Raw genomic sequence first — 14,375 nt, 5'->3', positions numbered from 1 at the left:
CGCCGTGGCCGGCCCCCTGGCGCACCTCAAGGTGCTGGAGCTGAGCCGCGTCCTGGCCGGGCCGTGGGCGGCCCAGACCCTGGCCGACCTTGGCGCCGACGTGGTCAAGGTGGAGCGCCCGGGGACCGGCGACGACACCCGCGCCTGGGGTCCGCCCTGGGCGACCGGAACGGACGGGGAGGGGACCGACGGGGAGGCCCGGGAGGCCGCCTATTTCCTCGCCGCCAACCGCGGCAAGCGCTCGGTCACCATCGACTTCGAGCGGCCGGAGGGGCAGGCGCTGGTGCGCCGGCTGGCCGCCGCGTCGGACGTGGTGATCGAGAATTTCAAGGTCGGCGGGCTGGCCAAGTACGGGCTGGACTGGGACAGCCTGCGCGCCGTCAACCCGCGCCTGGTCCACTGCTCGATCACCGGCTTCGGCCAGGACGGCCCCTACGCACGGCGCGCCGGCTACGACTTCATGATCCAGGGCATGGGCGGGCTGATGAGCCTGACCGGCCAGCCCGACGGGGAACCGGGCGGCGGGCCGGTCAAGGTGGGGGTGGCGGTCACCGACCTCTTCACCGGCCTCTACGCCGCGGTCGGCATCCTCGGCGCGCTGGCTCACCGCGACCGCACCGGCGAGGGGCAGCGGGTCGACCTCGCCCTGCTCGACGTGCAGGTGGCGATGCTGGCCAACCAGGCCATGAACTTCCTGGTGTCCGGCACGGCGCCGCAGCGGCTGGGCAACGCCCACCCCAACATCGTGCCCTACCAGGCCTTCGCCACCGGGGACGGCCACATCATCCTGGCGGTCGGCAACGACGGCCAGTTCGCCCGCTTCTGCGCCGTCGCCGGCCGGCCCGACCTGGCCGAGGACCCGCGCTTCGCCACCAACCCCGCGCGGGTCGCCCACCGTGCCGCGCTGGTGCCGCTGCTGGACGGGCTGCTGCGCACCCGCGCCACCGCCGACTGGCTGGCCGCGCTGGAGCCGCTGGGGGTGCCCTGCGGCCCCATCAACGACCTGGCCCAGCTGTTCGCCGACCCCCATGTGGTGGCCCGCGGCCTGCGCCGCGACCTGCCCCACGCCACCGTCGGCTCGGTCCCCACCGTGGCGAGCCCGATCCGCTGCTCGGCCACCCCGGTGGAGCACGCGGTGGGGCCGCCGGCGCTGGGGCAGCACACCGACGCGGTCCTGACCGAGCTGGGCGTATGCGCCGCCGACAGGGAAGCCCTGCGATCCCGGAAGGTGATTTAGCCACGCCCCTGCGTCATTGGTTCGCAGCTCGACTCCGCCCCGATACCGACACGGTCCCCCCATGTCCGACACCCGCCGCGGCATCCTGATGATGCTGCTGGGCATCACCCTGTTCACGGTCAACGACGCCCTCGGCAAGTGGCTGGTGGCCGAGCACGCCGTGGGCGTCCTGCTGGCGGTGCGCAGCCTGTTCGCCGCCGCCATCCTGGTGCCGCTGATCCACCGGCGCGGCTGGCGGGCGGTGTTCGGGGTGCGCCGGGTGTCGCTCCACCTGCTGCGGGTGCTGGCGGCGGTGACCGAGATCGCCTGCTTCTACTGGGCGGTGCGCGACCTGCCGCTGGCCGACGTGATGACCATCTACATGGCCTCGCCGCTGATCGTCACCGCGCTGTCGGTGCCGCTGCTGGGCGAGCGGGTGGGGTGGCGGCGCTGGACCGCGGTGGTGGTCGGCTTCGTCGGCGTGGTCATGGTGCTGCGTCCGGCCGGCGCCTTCGACCCCGTGGCCACGGGGGTGGCGCTGTTCGGGACCGTCGCCTACTCCTTCAGCATGATCGGCTCGCGCCACCTGCGCGCCGACGGCAACCTGACCCTGGTCTCCTTCAGCACCTTCGGCACCGGCCTGCTCGGCGCGGCGTCCCTGCCGGTGGCGGCCTCGGTGCCGGCCGGGATCGATTTCCTGTTGCTTGGCCTCCTCGGGGTGGTGGCGCTGGCCGGGCACATGGCGGTGAACCGCTCCCTCCAGCTCACGCCGCCGGTGGTGGTGGCGCCGTTCCAGTACATCTCCATCCTGTTCGCCGTGGTGCTGGACCTGGTGGTGTGGGGCCACGCCCCGACCCCGGCGGTGGCGCTGGGCGCCACCCTGATCATCGCCAGCGGCCTCTTCGTCTTCCACCGCGAGCAGGCCGTGCGCGCCGGGGCGGCGACCGAGGCGGCGCCGACCCTGACGCCGGGCGACTAGGACACCGTCCCGTCCGCCACGGCGACCGCCCGGCGGGCGACGGCGGCCACGCCGGCGCACAGCGCCAGGGCACCGTCGTCGAGGGCCTCCACCGGCACCCAGCGGGCGTCCAGGGCGTCGTCGGCGGCCACCGGCTCCCCGCCCAGCCAGTGGCACAGCACGGCGACCAGCAGGAAGTGCCGGCGCACCGTGCCGTCGTCCGCGCGCTCGAAGGCATCCAGCGCGGTCAGCACCGGGCCGGCCTCGGCGCGCACGCCGGTTTCCTCCTCCAGTTCGCGCAGGGCGGCGGCGGCCAGGGTCTCCCCGCCGTCGATCTTGCCGCCGGGGAAGCCCCAGCGGCCGGCGTCCGGCGGGTTGGCGCGCTGCACCAGCAGCACCCGGCCCTCTCTCACGACGACGGCGATGATGGCCGCAACGGGCGGCGGAACGGTCGGCTGGGGCATGGTGGTGTCCTGGGGCGGGTGTCCTGGCGGGGGCGTTCCGGTCACAGGAATGAGGTGGCGATCTCCGGCTGGACCTCCAGGGCGTGGGCGGCGAAGTCCAGGGCGCGGCGCACGTCCTCGCGCGACACCGGGCCGCCCAGGCAGATCCGCACCGCCTCGGCCGGCGGGCCGCTGACGGTGAAGGCGTCGCTGGCCACCACGCCGATGCCGGTGTGGCGCATGTGCCCGGTGAAGGCCGAGCGGGTCCAGCCCGCCGGCAGCGGCAGCCAGAGATGGAACCCCGAGGGGTCGGCGCGGTAGCAGGCGGCCGGCAGGATGCGCCGGGCGAGGTCCTGGCGGGCCGCCGCCTCGCGGCGGATGAAGCGCAGGAGGCCGTCGGCCGTGCCGTCCTCGATCCAGCGGGTCGCCAGGGCCACCGTCAGCGGCGAGGCCATCACCGTGGCCGAGCGCACGGCCGCGGCGAAGCCCCAGGCGGCGCGGGTGTCCGGGGTCACCACATAGGCGGCGCGCAGGCCGGCGCCGACGCATTTGGCCAGCCCCGCCACGTACCAGGTGATGTCCGGGGCGATCGCCGCCAGCGCGCCGGGGGCGTGGTCGGGGATGATGCCGTAGGCGTCGTCCTCGACGATCGGCACCCCCCAGCGCCGGGCGATGGCGACGATCGCCTCGCGCCGGCGCTGGCTCACCGTCAGGGTGGTGGGGTTCTGCAGGGTCGGGTTGAGGTAGAGCGCCCGCGGCGACAGCTTGGCGCAGGCCGCCGACAGGGCGTCGGGGTCGATGCCCTCCTCGTCCATCGGCAGGCCGGTCAGGGACAGGTTGAGCTGGGCGGCGATGGAGCGGATGCCGGGGTAGGTGATCCGCTCGCTCAGCACCACCTGGCCGGGCCGCGCCAGGATGCCCAGAATGCCGAGCAGCGCCGGGTGGGCGCCCGGCGTGATGGAGATGCGCTCCAGCGACGGCACCAGGCCGCGCCGGCCCAGCCACAGGGACGCCGCCTCCCGGTCGGCCGGCCCGCCGCCGAACCCCTGGTAGCGCAGATGCCCCACCAGGTCCTGGCCGATGACCGCGAGACCGGCCCGCATGCGCTCCAGCAGGGCGGGATCGTCGGGCTCCGGCGGCAGGTTCATGGACAGGTCGACGGCGGTGGCGCGGGGGCGGGCGGGCGCCGGGACGACGGCCGGGACGACGGCGGCGCGCACGAAGGTGCCCTGGCCGACCCGCGCCTCCACCAGCCCGCGCTTGCCGGCCTCGGTGTAGCCGCGGGCGACCGTGGTGAAGTCCACGCCGAGCCGCTCCGCCAGCCGGCGCTGGGGCGGCAGCCGGTCGCCCGCCGCCAGCCGGCCGCTCTCGATGTCGGCGGCGATGTGGTCGGCGAGGGCGAGGTAGCGGGGACGGACGGAGGTCGAGAGGTCGGGGAGCCAGTCGGGCATTGCATGGATTCGGTGGATTAGATGGATTGACTGTATCCTGTTGCGGACCGCTTCGCCAGTGCGGTCGCCGAAAATATTGATGCGCGGATTGCCGCGGGCCGGATGGGGTCAATGCCCGGTCCGGGCCGGCGCAGGATCCCCCGGTGATCCCCCGGTGATCCCCCGGTTGGGCTGCGCCCGAACCCGATCGGTGCCGGCGCAATGGGCAAAGTGTCGCAGCAGTCTGCCCATGCGATTCGCACATCAAGCAGATCTAATGAATGGATTGCGTTGCTCTGTGTGGATGGAATGACTGGCATATTGATTGCAGATCATTCGGGACGCGCCGCGGCGCCCGCCGCACGCCCGACCCCAGCCCCCAACGAGGTGTTCCATGCCCCAGGTGACCCGCCCCGCCAACCAGACGGGTGATTTCCTTGTCGACTACGAAGAGAAGGTGTTCGAGGACGTCAAGGCCGAGCCCGGCGAAAAGGCGCTGGTGACCTTCCACACCGTCGCCTTCGAAGGCTCGATCGGCCTGGTCAACCTGCTCCAGGCGTCCCGGCTGATCCAGAAGGGGTTCGAGACCTCGATCCTGCTCTACGGGCCGGGCGTCACGCTGGGCGTCCAGCGCGGCTTCCCCAAGCTCGGCGACGAGGCGTTCCCCGGGCACCTCAACTTCAACCACCGCCTGGAGAAGATCATCGGCGACGGCGGCAAGGTCTACGCCTGCCGCTTCGCCCTGCAGTCGCTCTACGGCCATGGCGAGGGTTCCCTGATCCCGGGGATCAAGCCGATCAGCCCGCTCGACGTGCTGGACATCGTGCTCCTGCACCGCAAGGCCGGCGCCTTCATCCTCGACACCTGGACGCTCTGAGCCAAGCGCCGCCGGCGCCGTACCACCAATGCCCCCGTCCCCGCCCCGGCCGGTGCCGCCGCCGCCGCCGTCGCGCGGGCGGGGGCGCCGCCGCCCGGGCCGATGAGAGGAACGCCCATGGCCGAGACCACCCTGATCCGCGCCGCCGCGGTCCAGATCGCCCCCGACCTGGACTCCCGCGACGGGACCATCGCCAAGGTCCTGAATGCGATCGCCGAGGCCGCGGCCAAGGGCGCGCAGCTGCTCGTCTTCCCGGAGACGTTCGTCCCCTGGTACCCCTACTTCTCGTTCGTGCTGCCGCCGGTCCTGTCGGGCCGCGAGCACCTGCGCCTCTACGAGGAGGCGGTGGCGGTGCCGGGCCCGGCGACCGACGCCGTCGCGGCCGCCGCGCGCCGCCACGCCATGGTGGTCGTGCTGGGCGTCAACGAGCGCGACCACGGCTCGCTCTACAACACCCAGCTGGTGTTCGACGCCGACGGCACGCTGGCCCTGGCGCGCCGCAAGATCACCCCGACCTTCCACGAACGGATGATCTGGGGCCAGGGCGACGGCAGCGGCCTGCGGGTGGTCGACACGCGGGTCGGCCGGGTCGGCGCGCTGGCCTGCTGGGAGCACTACAACCCGCTGGCCCGCTACGCCCTGATGGCCCAGCACGAAGAGATCCACGTGGCCCAGTTCCCCGGCTCCCTGGTCGGGCCGATCTTCGCCGAGCAGATCGAGGTGACGATCCGCCACCACGCCCTGGAGAGCGGCTGCTTCGTGGTCAACGCCACGGGCTGGCTGAGCGCGGAGCAGATCGCCTCGATCACCCCCGACCCGGGGCTGCGCCGGGCGCTGACCGGCGGCTGCATGACCGCGATCGTCGGGCCGGAGGGCGGGCACCTGGTGCCGCCGCTGACCGAGGGCGAGGGCATGGTGATCGCCGACCTCGACTTCGCCCTCATCACCAAGCGCAAGCGGATGATGGACAGCGTCGGGCACTACGCGCGCCCCGAACTCCTCAGCCTCACCCTCGACGCCCGCCCGGCGCGCCCCATGCGCGAGCGCGCCGCGCCCCTTCCCCCCGCATCCGGGAGCCACGACGATGAAGCCGCAGACCACCACCCTGCTCCGGCCGGAAGCGCTGATCACTGAGCTGCAGTCCTTCGGGGCGCGGCTGGTCGACCCGGCCGCCGGGGCGGGCAGCCGCCGCGGCGGCGCCGGTCCGTCCGACCACACGGCGATGACCATCGGCGGGGCGACGGTGATGGTGCCGGTGCACACCGCCCCGGCCGCCGACAGCCCCTACCTGGTGGAGGCCCCCGGGCCCGACGGCCGGGGGCGGGTGCTGCGCGACGGCCGGGCGGTGGCCGAGGTGACGTTTCCGGCGCGGCCCCGCTTCTACGACCGCACCACCGCCGATGGCGTGCCCTACTGGAAGATCGCCGCGCTGCACGGCCGCGACGTGCTCGCCACCACCGTGCTGCAGACCTGCGTGCGCTATGTCAGCCGCGGCAAGAGCTGCCAGTTCTGCGCCATCGGCCAGTCCCTGGAGGCCGGCCGCACCATCGAGCGCAAGACCCCGGCCCAGCTCGCCGAGGTGGCCCGGGCGGCGGTGGAGCTGGACGGCGTGCGGCACATGGTGATGACCACCGGCACGCCGCCCGGCAAGGACCGCGGCGCCGCCATCCTGGCCGAGAGCGTGGCCGCGGTGACGGCCGCGGTCGACCTTCCCGTCCAGGTGCAGTGCGAGCCGCCCGACGACCACGCCTGGTTCGCCCGCCTGCGCGACGCCGGCGCCGCCGCGCTGGGCATGCACCTCGAGGCGGTGACCGAGCCGGTGCGCCGCCGCATCATGCCGGGCAAGGCCCAGGTGACGGTGGAGCGTTACGTCGCCGCGTTCGCCGACGCGGTGGCGGTGTTCGGCCGCGGCCAGGTGTCGACCTACATCCTCGCCGGCCTCGGCGACCCGGCCGAGGACATCCTGGCGGTCTGCCGGCGGCTCGCGGAGATCGGCGTCTACCCCTTCGTGGTCCCCTTCGTGCCGATCTCCGGCACGCCGCTGGCCGACCACGCCGGACCCACCCCGGCCTTCATGGCCGCCCTGCTGGAGCCGCTCGCCGGCGTGCTGGCCGAGCAGGGGCTGGCGGCCGACCGGGTCAAGGCCGGGTGCGGACGTTGCGGCGCCTGCTCCGCGCTGTCCTCCTACGAGCGCGGCCGGTCGGCCCGGGGAGGCGCCGCATGATCCCCTGGACCGGGGGCCGGCCCTTCCGCGCCGCCGCGTTCCAGATCAAGTACGCCACCGCACCCTGGGAGCGCGCCGGCGCCGCCGCCCTGCGGCGCGCGGTGTTCTGCGCCGAGCAGGGGCTGTTCGACGGCGACGACCGCGACGCCGTCGACGCGGTCGCCACGCCGATCGTCGCCCTGTCCATGCTGGGGGTCGCCGCCGACGCCGTGGTCGGCACCGTCCGCATCCACGAGAGCGCGCCCGGGGAATGGTGGGGCTCCCGCCTCGCCGTCGCCGCGGACCACCGCCGCATCGGCACCCTCGGCGCCATGCTGATCCGGCTGGCGGTGTCCTCGGCCCACGGGCGCGGCTGCACCCGCTTCCTGGCCCATGTGCAGGGCCAGAACGTGCCGCTGTTCCGGCGCCTCCACTGGCGCACCCTGGAGGAGCTCGACCTGCACGGCCGCGCGCACCACCGCATGGAGGCGGACCTCGCCGCCTACCCGCCGTTCCCCGCCCCGGAGACCGGCTTCCTCGCCCTGCGGAGGGCGGCATGACCGCGCTGGAGCGCCTGGCGGACACCCTGCGGGGCGGCCCGGGGCTGGCGGCCAAGGGCGACATCGCCGCCGCGGCCCGGCGCCTCGGGCTCGGCGGTGCGCACGGGGTGCCGGTGGGCGACGACTGCGCGGCCATTCCCGACGGCGACGGCTTCACCCTGCTGGCCATCGAGGGCTTCATGAACGCCTTCGTGGCCGGCGATCCCTGGTTCGCCGGGTGGTGCGGGGTCATGGTCAACCTGTCCGACGTGGCGGCCATGGGCGGCCGGCCGGTGGCCGTGGTCGACGCCCTGTGGGCCGACGGGGCGGAGGGGGCCGCGCCGGTGCTGGACGGGCTGCGGGCGGCGGCGGAGCGTTTCGGCGTGCCGGTGGTCGGCGGCCACACCAACCTGCGGACGGACCGCGGCCAGCTTGCCGTGGCCATCCTCGGCCGCGCCCGGACGCTGATGACCAGCTTCGACGCCCGGCCGGGCGACCGGCTGGTGGTGGCGATCGACCTGCGCGGCCGCTACCGCGAGCCCTTCGCCAACTGGGAGGCGGCGACCGACGCCCCGGCGGACCGCCTGCGCGGCGACCTGGAGCTGCTGCCGGCCATCGCCGAGGCCGGGCTGTGCCGCGCCGCCAAGGACATCAGCCAGGGCGGCGTGGTCGGCACCGCGGCCATGCTGGCCGATTGCTCCGGCGTCTGCGTGACCATCGACGTCGAGGCCGTGCCGCGGCCGGCCGGGGTGGCGCTGGACCGCTGGCTGACCAGCTTTCCCAGCTACGGCTACCTGCTGGCGGTGGCGCCCGACGCGGTCGCCGCCGTGCTCGACCGCTTCGCCGGCCGCGGCATCGCCGCCGCCGTCGCCGGCAGCGTCGGCGCCGGGCAGGGAGTCGCCATCCGCGACGGCGCCGCCACCGCCGTGGTGCGCGGCGGCGGCGCCGGCTCCCTGCTGGGCTTCGTGGGCGGGGAGGGCGTGGCATGACGCCCGGCCGCCCCCTGCGCATCGCCGTGCTCGCCCACTCGGTCAACCCGCGGGGCGGGGTGGTCCACGCGTTGGCCCTCGCCGACGCCCTGGTGCGCGGCGGCCACGAGGCGGTGGTCCATGCCCCCGACCCCGCCGGGGCGGGCTTCTTCCGCCCGACCCTCGGCGCCACCGTGGCGGTGTCGGCCAGGCCGGCCGGCGGCACCACGCGCGACCTCGTCGAGGCGCGGATCGCCGACTATGTCCGGCACTTCGCCGACCCGGCGCACCGCCGCTTCGACGTCTTCCACGCCCAGGACGGGATCTCCGGCAACGCGCTGGCCACCTTGAAGGAGCGCGGGCTGATCGCCGGCTTCGCCCGCACCGTGCACCACGTCGACAGCTTCGCCGACCCGCGGCTGGTCGCCCTGCAGGCGCGCTCCATCCGCGACGCCGACCGCCACCTGGTGGTCAGTGCGCTGTGGCGCGACCGCCTGGCGCGGAGCTTCGCGGTGGCCGCCACGGTCACCGGCAACGGCGTCGACCGCACCGTGTTCACGCCCCGGCCGGACGGCCGCGAGGCCGCCCTGCGCGCCCGCCTCGCCCCCGGCCCGGGTCCGGTCTTCCTCGCCGTCGGCGGGGTCGAGGCGCGCAAGAATACGCTCAACATCCTGCGCGCCTTCGCCCGCCTCGCCGCCGAGCGGCCAAAGGCACGCCTCGTCATCGCCGGCGGGGTCTCGCTGCTCGACCACGGCGCCTACCGCAGGTCCTTCGACGCCGAACTGGCCGGACTCGGCGCCGTCGCCGAGCGGGTCCACCTTGCCGGGGCGATCGACCAGCCGGACATGCCGGCGCTCTACCGGATGGCCGACGCCCTGGTCTTTCCATCGGTCAAGGAGGGGTTCGGGCTGGTCGCCATCGAGGCCATCGCCTGCGGCACGCCGGTCGTCACCGCCCGCATCGCGCCGTTCACCGACCTGTTCGGCGACGGCGACGTCGCGTTCTGCGACCCCGCCGCCCCGGCCGACATCGCCGTGGCGATGCGGCGCACGCTGCTGCCCGGGGCGCGGGCCGCCTTCGCCGCGCGGGCCGACGTGGCGCTCGCCCCCCATGACTGGGGCCGCGTCGCCGCGGCGCATCTGCCCGTCTACCGCCAGCTCCACGAGGTCCTCCATGCCTGAGATGAGCTTCTCCGTCCGCTGGCCCGACGGCACGCGGGAGCGCTGCTACTCCCCGTCGCTGGTGGTCCGCGACCACCTGGAGGAGGGTGCCGAGTACCCGCTGGACGACTTCCTCCGGCGGACCCGCACCGCCCTGGCCATCGCCAGCGACCGGGTGCGGGAGAAATACGGCTTTCCCTGTTCCCGCGCCGCCGCCCAGCTCGCCCGCGTCGAGGCGGCGGGTGCCCGCTTCGCCGACCATCCCGACGCCCGCGTGCGCGTCGTGTCCTTCGACCCCGTCTGACCGGAGCCCTTCGCCATGCCCAGCCCTTCCCCCGTGCTTCCGGTCGCCGTCATCGGCGGTGGCCAGGCCGGCCTGTCCATCAGTTGCTTCCTCCAGGAATCGGGGATCGAGCATCTCGTCTTCGAGCGCAAGACGGCGATGCATGTCTGGAAGGAGCAGCGCTGGGACAATTTCTGCCTGGTGACGCCCAACTGGCAGTGCCAGCTTCCCGGCCACCCCTACCAGGGCGACGACCCCGACGGGTTCATGACGCGCGACCAGATCCTCGCCTATCTCCAGGGCTTCCGCGCCAAGGCCGGGGCGCATCTGCGGGAGGGGGTGGGCGTGTCGCGGGTGGCGCGGCGGCCCGACGGCGCCTTCGACGTGGTCACCAGCGCCGGCGATTTCGTGGCCGAGCAGGTGGTGGCGGCGTCGGGCGGCTACACCGTGCCGATCGTGCCCCGCCTCGCCGAGCGGGTGCCGCCGCGCGTGGTGCAGATCCATTCCGAGCAGTACCGCAGCGCCGCCGCCCTGCCGGAGGGCGCGGTGCTGGTGGTCGGCTCCGGCCAGTCCGGCGCCCAGATCGCCGAGGACCTGCACCTCGCCGGCCGCCAGGTCCACCTGGCGGTGGGCGACGCCCCGCGCTGCGCCCGCGTCTACCGCGGCCGGGACGTGGTCACCTGGCTGGCCGGGATGGGCTATTACGACATGCCCGTGGAGAAGCACCCCCTGCGCGAGGGGGTCCGGGACAACACCAACCATTACGTCACCGGCCGCGACGGCGGCCGCGACATCGACCTGCGGGCCTTCGCGCTCCAGGGCATGCGGCTCTACGGCCTGCTGGACGGGCTGGAAGGCACGACCCTGACGTTCCGGCCGAGCCTGCGCGCCGCGCTCGACGAGGCCGACCGCGTGTACAACGCCATCAACGCCGCCATCGACCGCCACATCGCCGAGACGGGCGTCGACGCCCCGCCGGCCTCGGTGTACGAGCCGGTGTGGCAGCCGCCGGTCGAGCCGCGGGCGCTGGACCTCGACGACGCGGGAATCGCCGCCATTGTCTGGTGCATCGGCTTCCAGCCCGATTTCCGCTGGCTCGACGCGCCGGTCTTCAACGGCGCCGGACACCCCAAGCACCATCGCGGGGTGACCGGCGAGCCCGGGCTCTACGTCCTCGGCCTGCCCTGGCTGCACACCTGGGGATCGGGGCGCTTCTCCGGCATCGCCCGCGACGCCGGCCACATCGCCCAGCGCATCGCCGAGCGGATCGCCGAACGGACCGCCGCTGGGCAGACGGCGCCCGACCGCCGCGTCGCCGTCAGCCGGTAAGGGGGCGTGGCCATGGACGGGTTGCTGCGCGCCGCCGCCGGAGCGGCCGCCGCGGCGCCGTGGGGGGAGGCCCCCGACGCCATCCTGCTGGGCATGCCGCACCTCGCCCGGGGCGGCCTGTCGGAGAACTGGCTGCTGAAGGAACTGGGGCACCGCCACTGGCTGCTGCTGGCCCGGGCGGCGGGCCGCGCCGTGCCCGATTTCCACGACGCGCGGGGGGCGCCGGTCTACGCCGCCTTCTGCGCCCTCCGGGTGGACGGCGGCGACTTCGCGGCGGTGCGGGAGAACGGCGTGCTGCGCGTCGTCTCGACGCTGGAGCGGGTGTCGCGCACCCAGGTCGGCAGCTGGCACGCGCTGACCTGTGACGACCGGCCCATCGGCACCGTCACCCTGCTGTCGACCTTCGTGCGGCGCGGCCCCGGCGGCGGCAACCACGTGGTGGCGCGGGTCGAGGTGGAAGGGCTGCCGCCGGTCGCCGACCCGCGGGGGGCCGACCCGCGGGGGGCCACTCCGACGCCGGCCGCCGCCATCGCCGACCGCGCCGCGGCACGGCGCGCCGGGCGCCAGACGGGGGTGGCCGGCGCGGTTGCCGCCGTCGCCTTCGACCCCTGTCCCAGCCTCGACTTCAACGGCGCGGGGTTCCTCTACTTCGCCAGCTTCGTGGCGCTGGTCGACCGCGCGGAATGGCGGATCGACCCGGCGGCGGCCGACCGGGCGACCACGGTCGAGCGCGACGTCGTCTATCTTGGCAACGCCGATCCCGGCGAGAGCGTCACCGTGCGCGTCGTGGAGTGGCGCGCCGGACCGGAGGAGCTGGCCCACCGCTGCGTGCTGGAGCGCGGCTCCGACGGCGCCGCCATCGCCGAGGTGGTGTCGCGCCGCCGCACTTCCGGATTACCCCCGGGGCCGGAGGGGCCCGCCCCGCGTTGACCCTCCGCAACGGGAAAGGGGCCGGGGGATGAGGGTGTCCAGGTGGATCGGCGCGGGTGTCCTTGCGGTGCTGCTGGTCGCCGTCGGGGCCGTGCTGCTGTTCGAGTGGAACCACGCCCGCCCCACCGCGGCCGCCTGGGCGAGTGGCGCCCTGGGGCGCACGGTGCGGATCGACGGTGACCTGCGCGTCCGCCTCGGCGACCCCATCCGGATCGAGGCCACGGACGTGCGCGTCGCCAACCCCGACTGGGCGCAGGACGACGCGATGCTGGCCATCGCGGCGCTGGACGTGCAGCTCCGCCTCTGGCCGCTGCTGCGCGGCGACTGGGAGCTTCCGGAGGTGAGGCTGGTGGCGCCGCGCCTTGCCCTGGAGCGCGACGCGGCGGGGCGCGCCACCTGGGAACCGGCGGGGGACCGGGCGGGGGACGGTGCGGTGGCGCCGGACAGCCGTGACGGCGTCCCGGTGATCGACCGGCTGCGCATCGACGACGGCCGCCTGATCTACCGCGACGCCACCCGCGCCGTCGCCTTCGACAGCGCCATCAGCACCGCGGTCGGCGACAACGGCGACGACCGCGTCCATCTCGAGGGCGAGGGCACCTTCGCCGACGCCCCCTTCGCGCTGACCCTCGACGGCGGCTCCCTGCACCGGCTGCGCGACGGCACGGAGCCCTGGCCCCTCAGTGCCGTCGCCACGGTGGGGCGGACCCGCGCCGCCGTCACCGGCACCCTGGCCGAGCCGGCGCGCTTGGAAGGGATCGACATGGCGGTGGAGCTGGAAGGCGACGACCTGTCCGCCGTGCTCCCGCTGTTCGGCATCCCCACCCCGCAGACCGGCCCCTACGCCCTGCGCGGGCGGCTGGCGCGCGACGGCGCCCAGTGGCGCCTCGACGACCTTGCCGGCCGGGTCGGCGGCAGCGACGTCGCCGGCACCGTCGCCATCGACGCCGGCGCGGACCGCACCCACATCGGCGCCGAGCTGGTGTCGGAGCGGCTGACCCTGGCGGACCTCGCCGGGCTGATCGGCGGCGCGCCGCCGGGCACGGAGGCGTACCCCACCAAGGCGTCGGGGCGCCTGCTGCCGGCGACCTCGGTCAACCTGGAGCGCCTGCGCACCACCGACATCGACCTGCGGCTGAACGGCAAGCGGCTGGAGGCCGCGGCGGCGGCGCTCGACAATTTCGGCATGGTGCTGCACCTGGAGCGCGGCGTGCTCACCGCCGATCCCGTGTCGTTCGGGGTGGGCGATGGCCGCATCCTCGGCAAGGTGGTGCTGGACGGGCGCGAGGCGATCCCCGCGGCCGCCGTCGACGTCGGCCTGCGCGGCATCGGCCTGGCCGACCTGTTCGAGGGCAGCGACCTCGCCGACCAGATGGGCGGCACGGTGACCGGCCGCATCGTGCTGACCGGGCGCGGCGCCACGGTGGCCGACATCGCGGCGGTGTCCGACGGCACCATCGGCCTGGCGGTCGATGGCGGCACGGTGGGCGCGCTGGTGGTCGAGGGGCTGCAGACCGACCTGCTGGAGACCCTGGGCATCGTGCTGGGCGGCGACGAGCCCGCCCCCGTCACCTGCTTCGTCACCGACATCGCGGTCGAGCAGGGGGTGGGACGGGTCAAGGCGCTGGTCCTCGACACCCCGGAGACCCTGGCGGTGGGCACCGGCACCATCGATCTCGGCGTCGAGACCCTCGACCTGCGGATCGAGGGGCGGCCCAAGCAGCCGAACCTGCTGTCCACCCAGGTGCCGGTGCTGGTGCGCGGCCCCTTCGCCGCCCCCGAGATCGGCTTCGACCCGACCGAGGCGGCGGCGCGCGGCGCCGCCGCCGTCGCCCTGGGGACCCTGCTGACGCCGCTGGCGGCGCTCCTGCCCCTGCTCGACGCGGGCACCGCGGAGCAGCCCAACTGCGGCGCGCTGATCCGCCGCGCCCTGGCGCCCGACGACGGCGCCCCCGACCCCGACCCCGACCCCGCGCAATAGGGTTTGCCAGGACGCCGCGGGCGCGCCATGTCTCGGGGCTGCGCCCTTCCTCCACCAC

Annotated in this window: 14 protein-coding genes; 12 read left to right on the top strand and 2 right to left on the bottom strand. The window is 75.0% G+C overall.

The features are described 5' to 3' along the window. Positions 1 to 4: 4 nt before the first annotated feature. Positions 5 to 1,237 carry a CaiB/BaiF CoA transferase family protein gene (locus AC6H2I_RS21890; RefSeq protein WP_497502837.1) on the top strand — a complete coding sequence of 411 codons (1,233 nt, stop codon included), beginning with the start codon at positions 5 to 7 and terminating at the stop codon, positions 1,235 to 1,237. Between the two features lie 61 nt (positions 1,238 to 1,298). Beyond that, positions 1,299 to 2,195 carry a DMT family transporter gene (locus AC6H2I_RS21885; RefSeq protein ID WP_497502836.1) on the top strand — a complete coding sequence of 299 codons (897 nt, stop codon included), beginning with the start codon at positions 1,299 to 1,301 and terminating at the stop codon, positions 2,193 to 2,195. Here AC6H2I_RS21885 and AC6H2I_RS21880 read toward each other — a convergent pair. Both AC6H2I_RS21880 and AC6H2I_RS21875 read right to left on the bottom strand, forming a co-directional pair. Beyond that, the gene (locus AC6H2I_RS21880) at positions 2,192 to 2,638 is read right to left on the bottom strand and encodes an NUDIX hydrolase (RefSeq protein ID WP_497502835.1); all 447 of its coding nucleotides are present in this window, start codon (positions 2,636 to 2,638) and stop codon (positions 2,192 to 2,194) included. The two genes, AC6H2I_RS21885 and AC6H2I_RS21880, sit on opposite strands and share 4 nt — an antisense overlap. A 41-nt stretch (positions 2,639 to 2,679) precedes the next feature. Next, positions 2,680 to 4,068 carry an aminotransferase-like domain-containing protein gene (locus AC6H2I_RS21875; RefSeq protein ID WP_497502834.1) on the bottom strand — a complete coding sequence of 463 codons (1,389 nt, stop codon included), beginning with the start codon at positions 4,066 to 4,068 and terminating at the stop codon, positions 2,680 to 2,682. A gap of 373 nt (positions 4,069 to 4,441) precedes the next feature. Here AC6H2I_RS21875 and AC6H2I_RS21870 point away from each other — a divergent pair, with 373 nt between their 5' ends. The 10 genes from AC6H2I_RS21870 to AC6H2I_RS21825 all read left to right on the top strand — a co-directional run bounded on the left by AC6H2I_RS21870 (position 4,442) and on the right by AC6H2I_RS21825 (position 14,317). Further along, positions 4,442 to 4,924: an MSMEG_0572/Sll0783 family nitrogen starvation response protein gene (locus AC6H2I_RS21870; RefSeq protein ID WP_497502833.1), complete on the top strand. Its 483-nt coding sequence runs from the start codon at positions 4,442 to 4,444 to the stop codon at positions 4,922 to 4,924. Positions 4,925 to 5,041: 117 nt separating this feature from the next. Then, positions 5,042 to 6,058 (top strand): Nit6803 family nitrilase, encoded by a 1,017-nt coding sequence (locus AC6H2I_RS21865; RefSeq protein ID WP_497502832.1) that lies wholly within the window; start codon positions 5,042 to 5,044, stop codon positions 6,056 to 6,058. Next, positions 6,009 to 7,148, top strand: coding sequence for an MSMEG_0568 family radical SAM protein (locus AC6H2I_RS21860; protein WP_497502831.1), 1,140 nt, complete (start codon positions 6,009 to 6,011; stop codon positions 7,146 to 7,148). Before AC6H2I_RS21865 ends, AC6H2I_RS21860 begins: the two co-directional genes overlap by 50 nt. Continuing rightward, positions 7,145 to 7,687, top strand: coding sequence for an MSMEG_0567/Sll0786 family nitrogen starvation N-acetyltransferase (locus tag AC6H2I_RS21855; RefSeq protein WP_497502830.1), 543 nt, complete (start codon positions 7,145 to 7,147; stop codon positions 7,685 to 7,687). Before AC6H2I_RS21860 ends, AC6H2I_RS21855 begins: the two co-directional genes overlap by 4 nt. Further along, a complete protein-coding gene (locus AC6H2I_RS21850) occupies positions 7,684 to 8,655 on the top strand; it encodes a sll0787 family AIR synthase-like protein (protein WP_497502829.1) in 972 nt (323 codons plus the stop codon). The genes AC6H2I_RS21855 and AC6H2I_RS21850 overlap by 4 nt, the downstream gene beginning before the upstream one ends. Beyond that, positions 8,652 to 9,815: an MSMEG_0565 family glycosyltransferase gene (locus tag AC6H2I_RS21845; protein WP_497502828.1), complete on the top strand. Its 1,164-nt coding sequence runs from the start codon at positions 8,652 to 8,654 to the stop codon at positions 9,813 to 9,815. Before AC6H2I_RS21850 ends, AC6H2I_RS21845 begins: the two co-directional genes overlap by 4 nt. Beyond that, the gene (locus AC6H2I_RS21840) at positions 9,808 to 10,098 is read left to right on the top strand and encodes an MSMEG_0570 family nitrogen starvation response protein (RefSeq protein ID WP_497502827.1); all 291 of its coding nucleotides are present in this window, start codon (positions 9,808 to 9,810) and stop codon (positions 10,096 to 10,098) included. Before AC6H2I_RS21845 ends, AC6H2I_RS21840 begins: the two co-directional genes overlap by 8 nt. A 15-nt stretch (positions 10,099 to 10,113) precedes the next feature. Then, a complete protein-coding gene (locus AC6H2I_RS21835; RefSeq protein ID WP_497502826.1) occupies positions 10,114 to 11,406 on the top strand; it encodes an MSMEG_0569 family flavin-dependent oxidoreductase in 1,293 nt (430 codons plus the stop codon). 12 nt (positions 11,407 to 11,418) lie between these two features. Then, a complete protein-coding gene (locus AC6H2I_RS21830) occupies positions 11,419 to 12,336 on the top strand; it encodes a Pnap_2097 family protein (RefSeq protein WP_497502825.1) in 918 nt (305 codons plus the stop codon). A gap of 28 nt (positions 12,337 to 12,364) precedes the next feature. Next, on the top strand, positions 12,365 to 14,317 hold the full coding sequence (locus AC6H2I_RS21825; RefSeq protein WP_497502824.1) for an AsmA family protein: 1,953 nt from the start codon (positions 12,365 to 12,367) through the stop codon (positions 14,315 to 14,317). Positions 14,318 to 14,375: the final 58 nt, after the last annotated feature.

The sequence above is a fragment of the Azospirillum sp. NS33 genome, assembly GCF_059703765.1.
The sequence above is the reverse complement of the archived record's forward strand: the minus strand, read 5'-3'. Positions and strand labels throughout refer to the sequence as shown.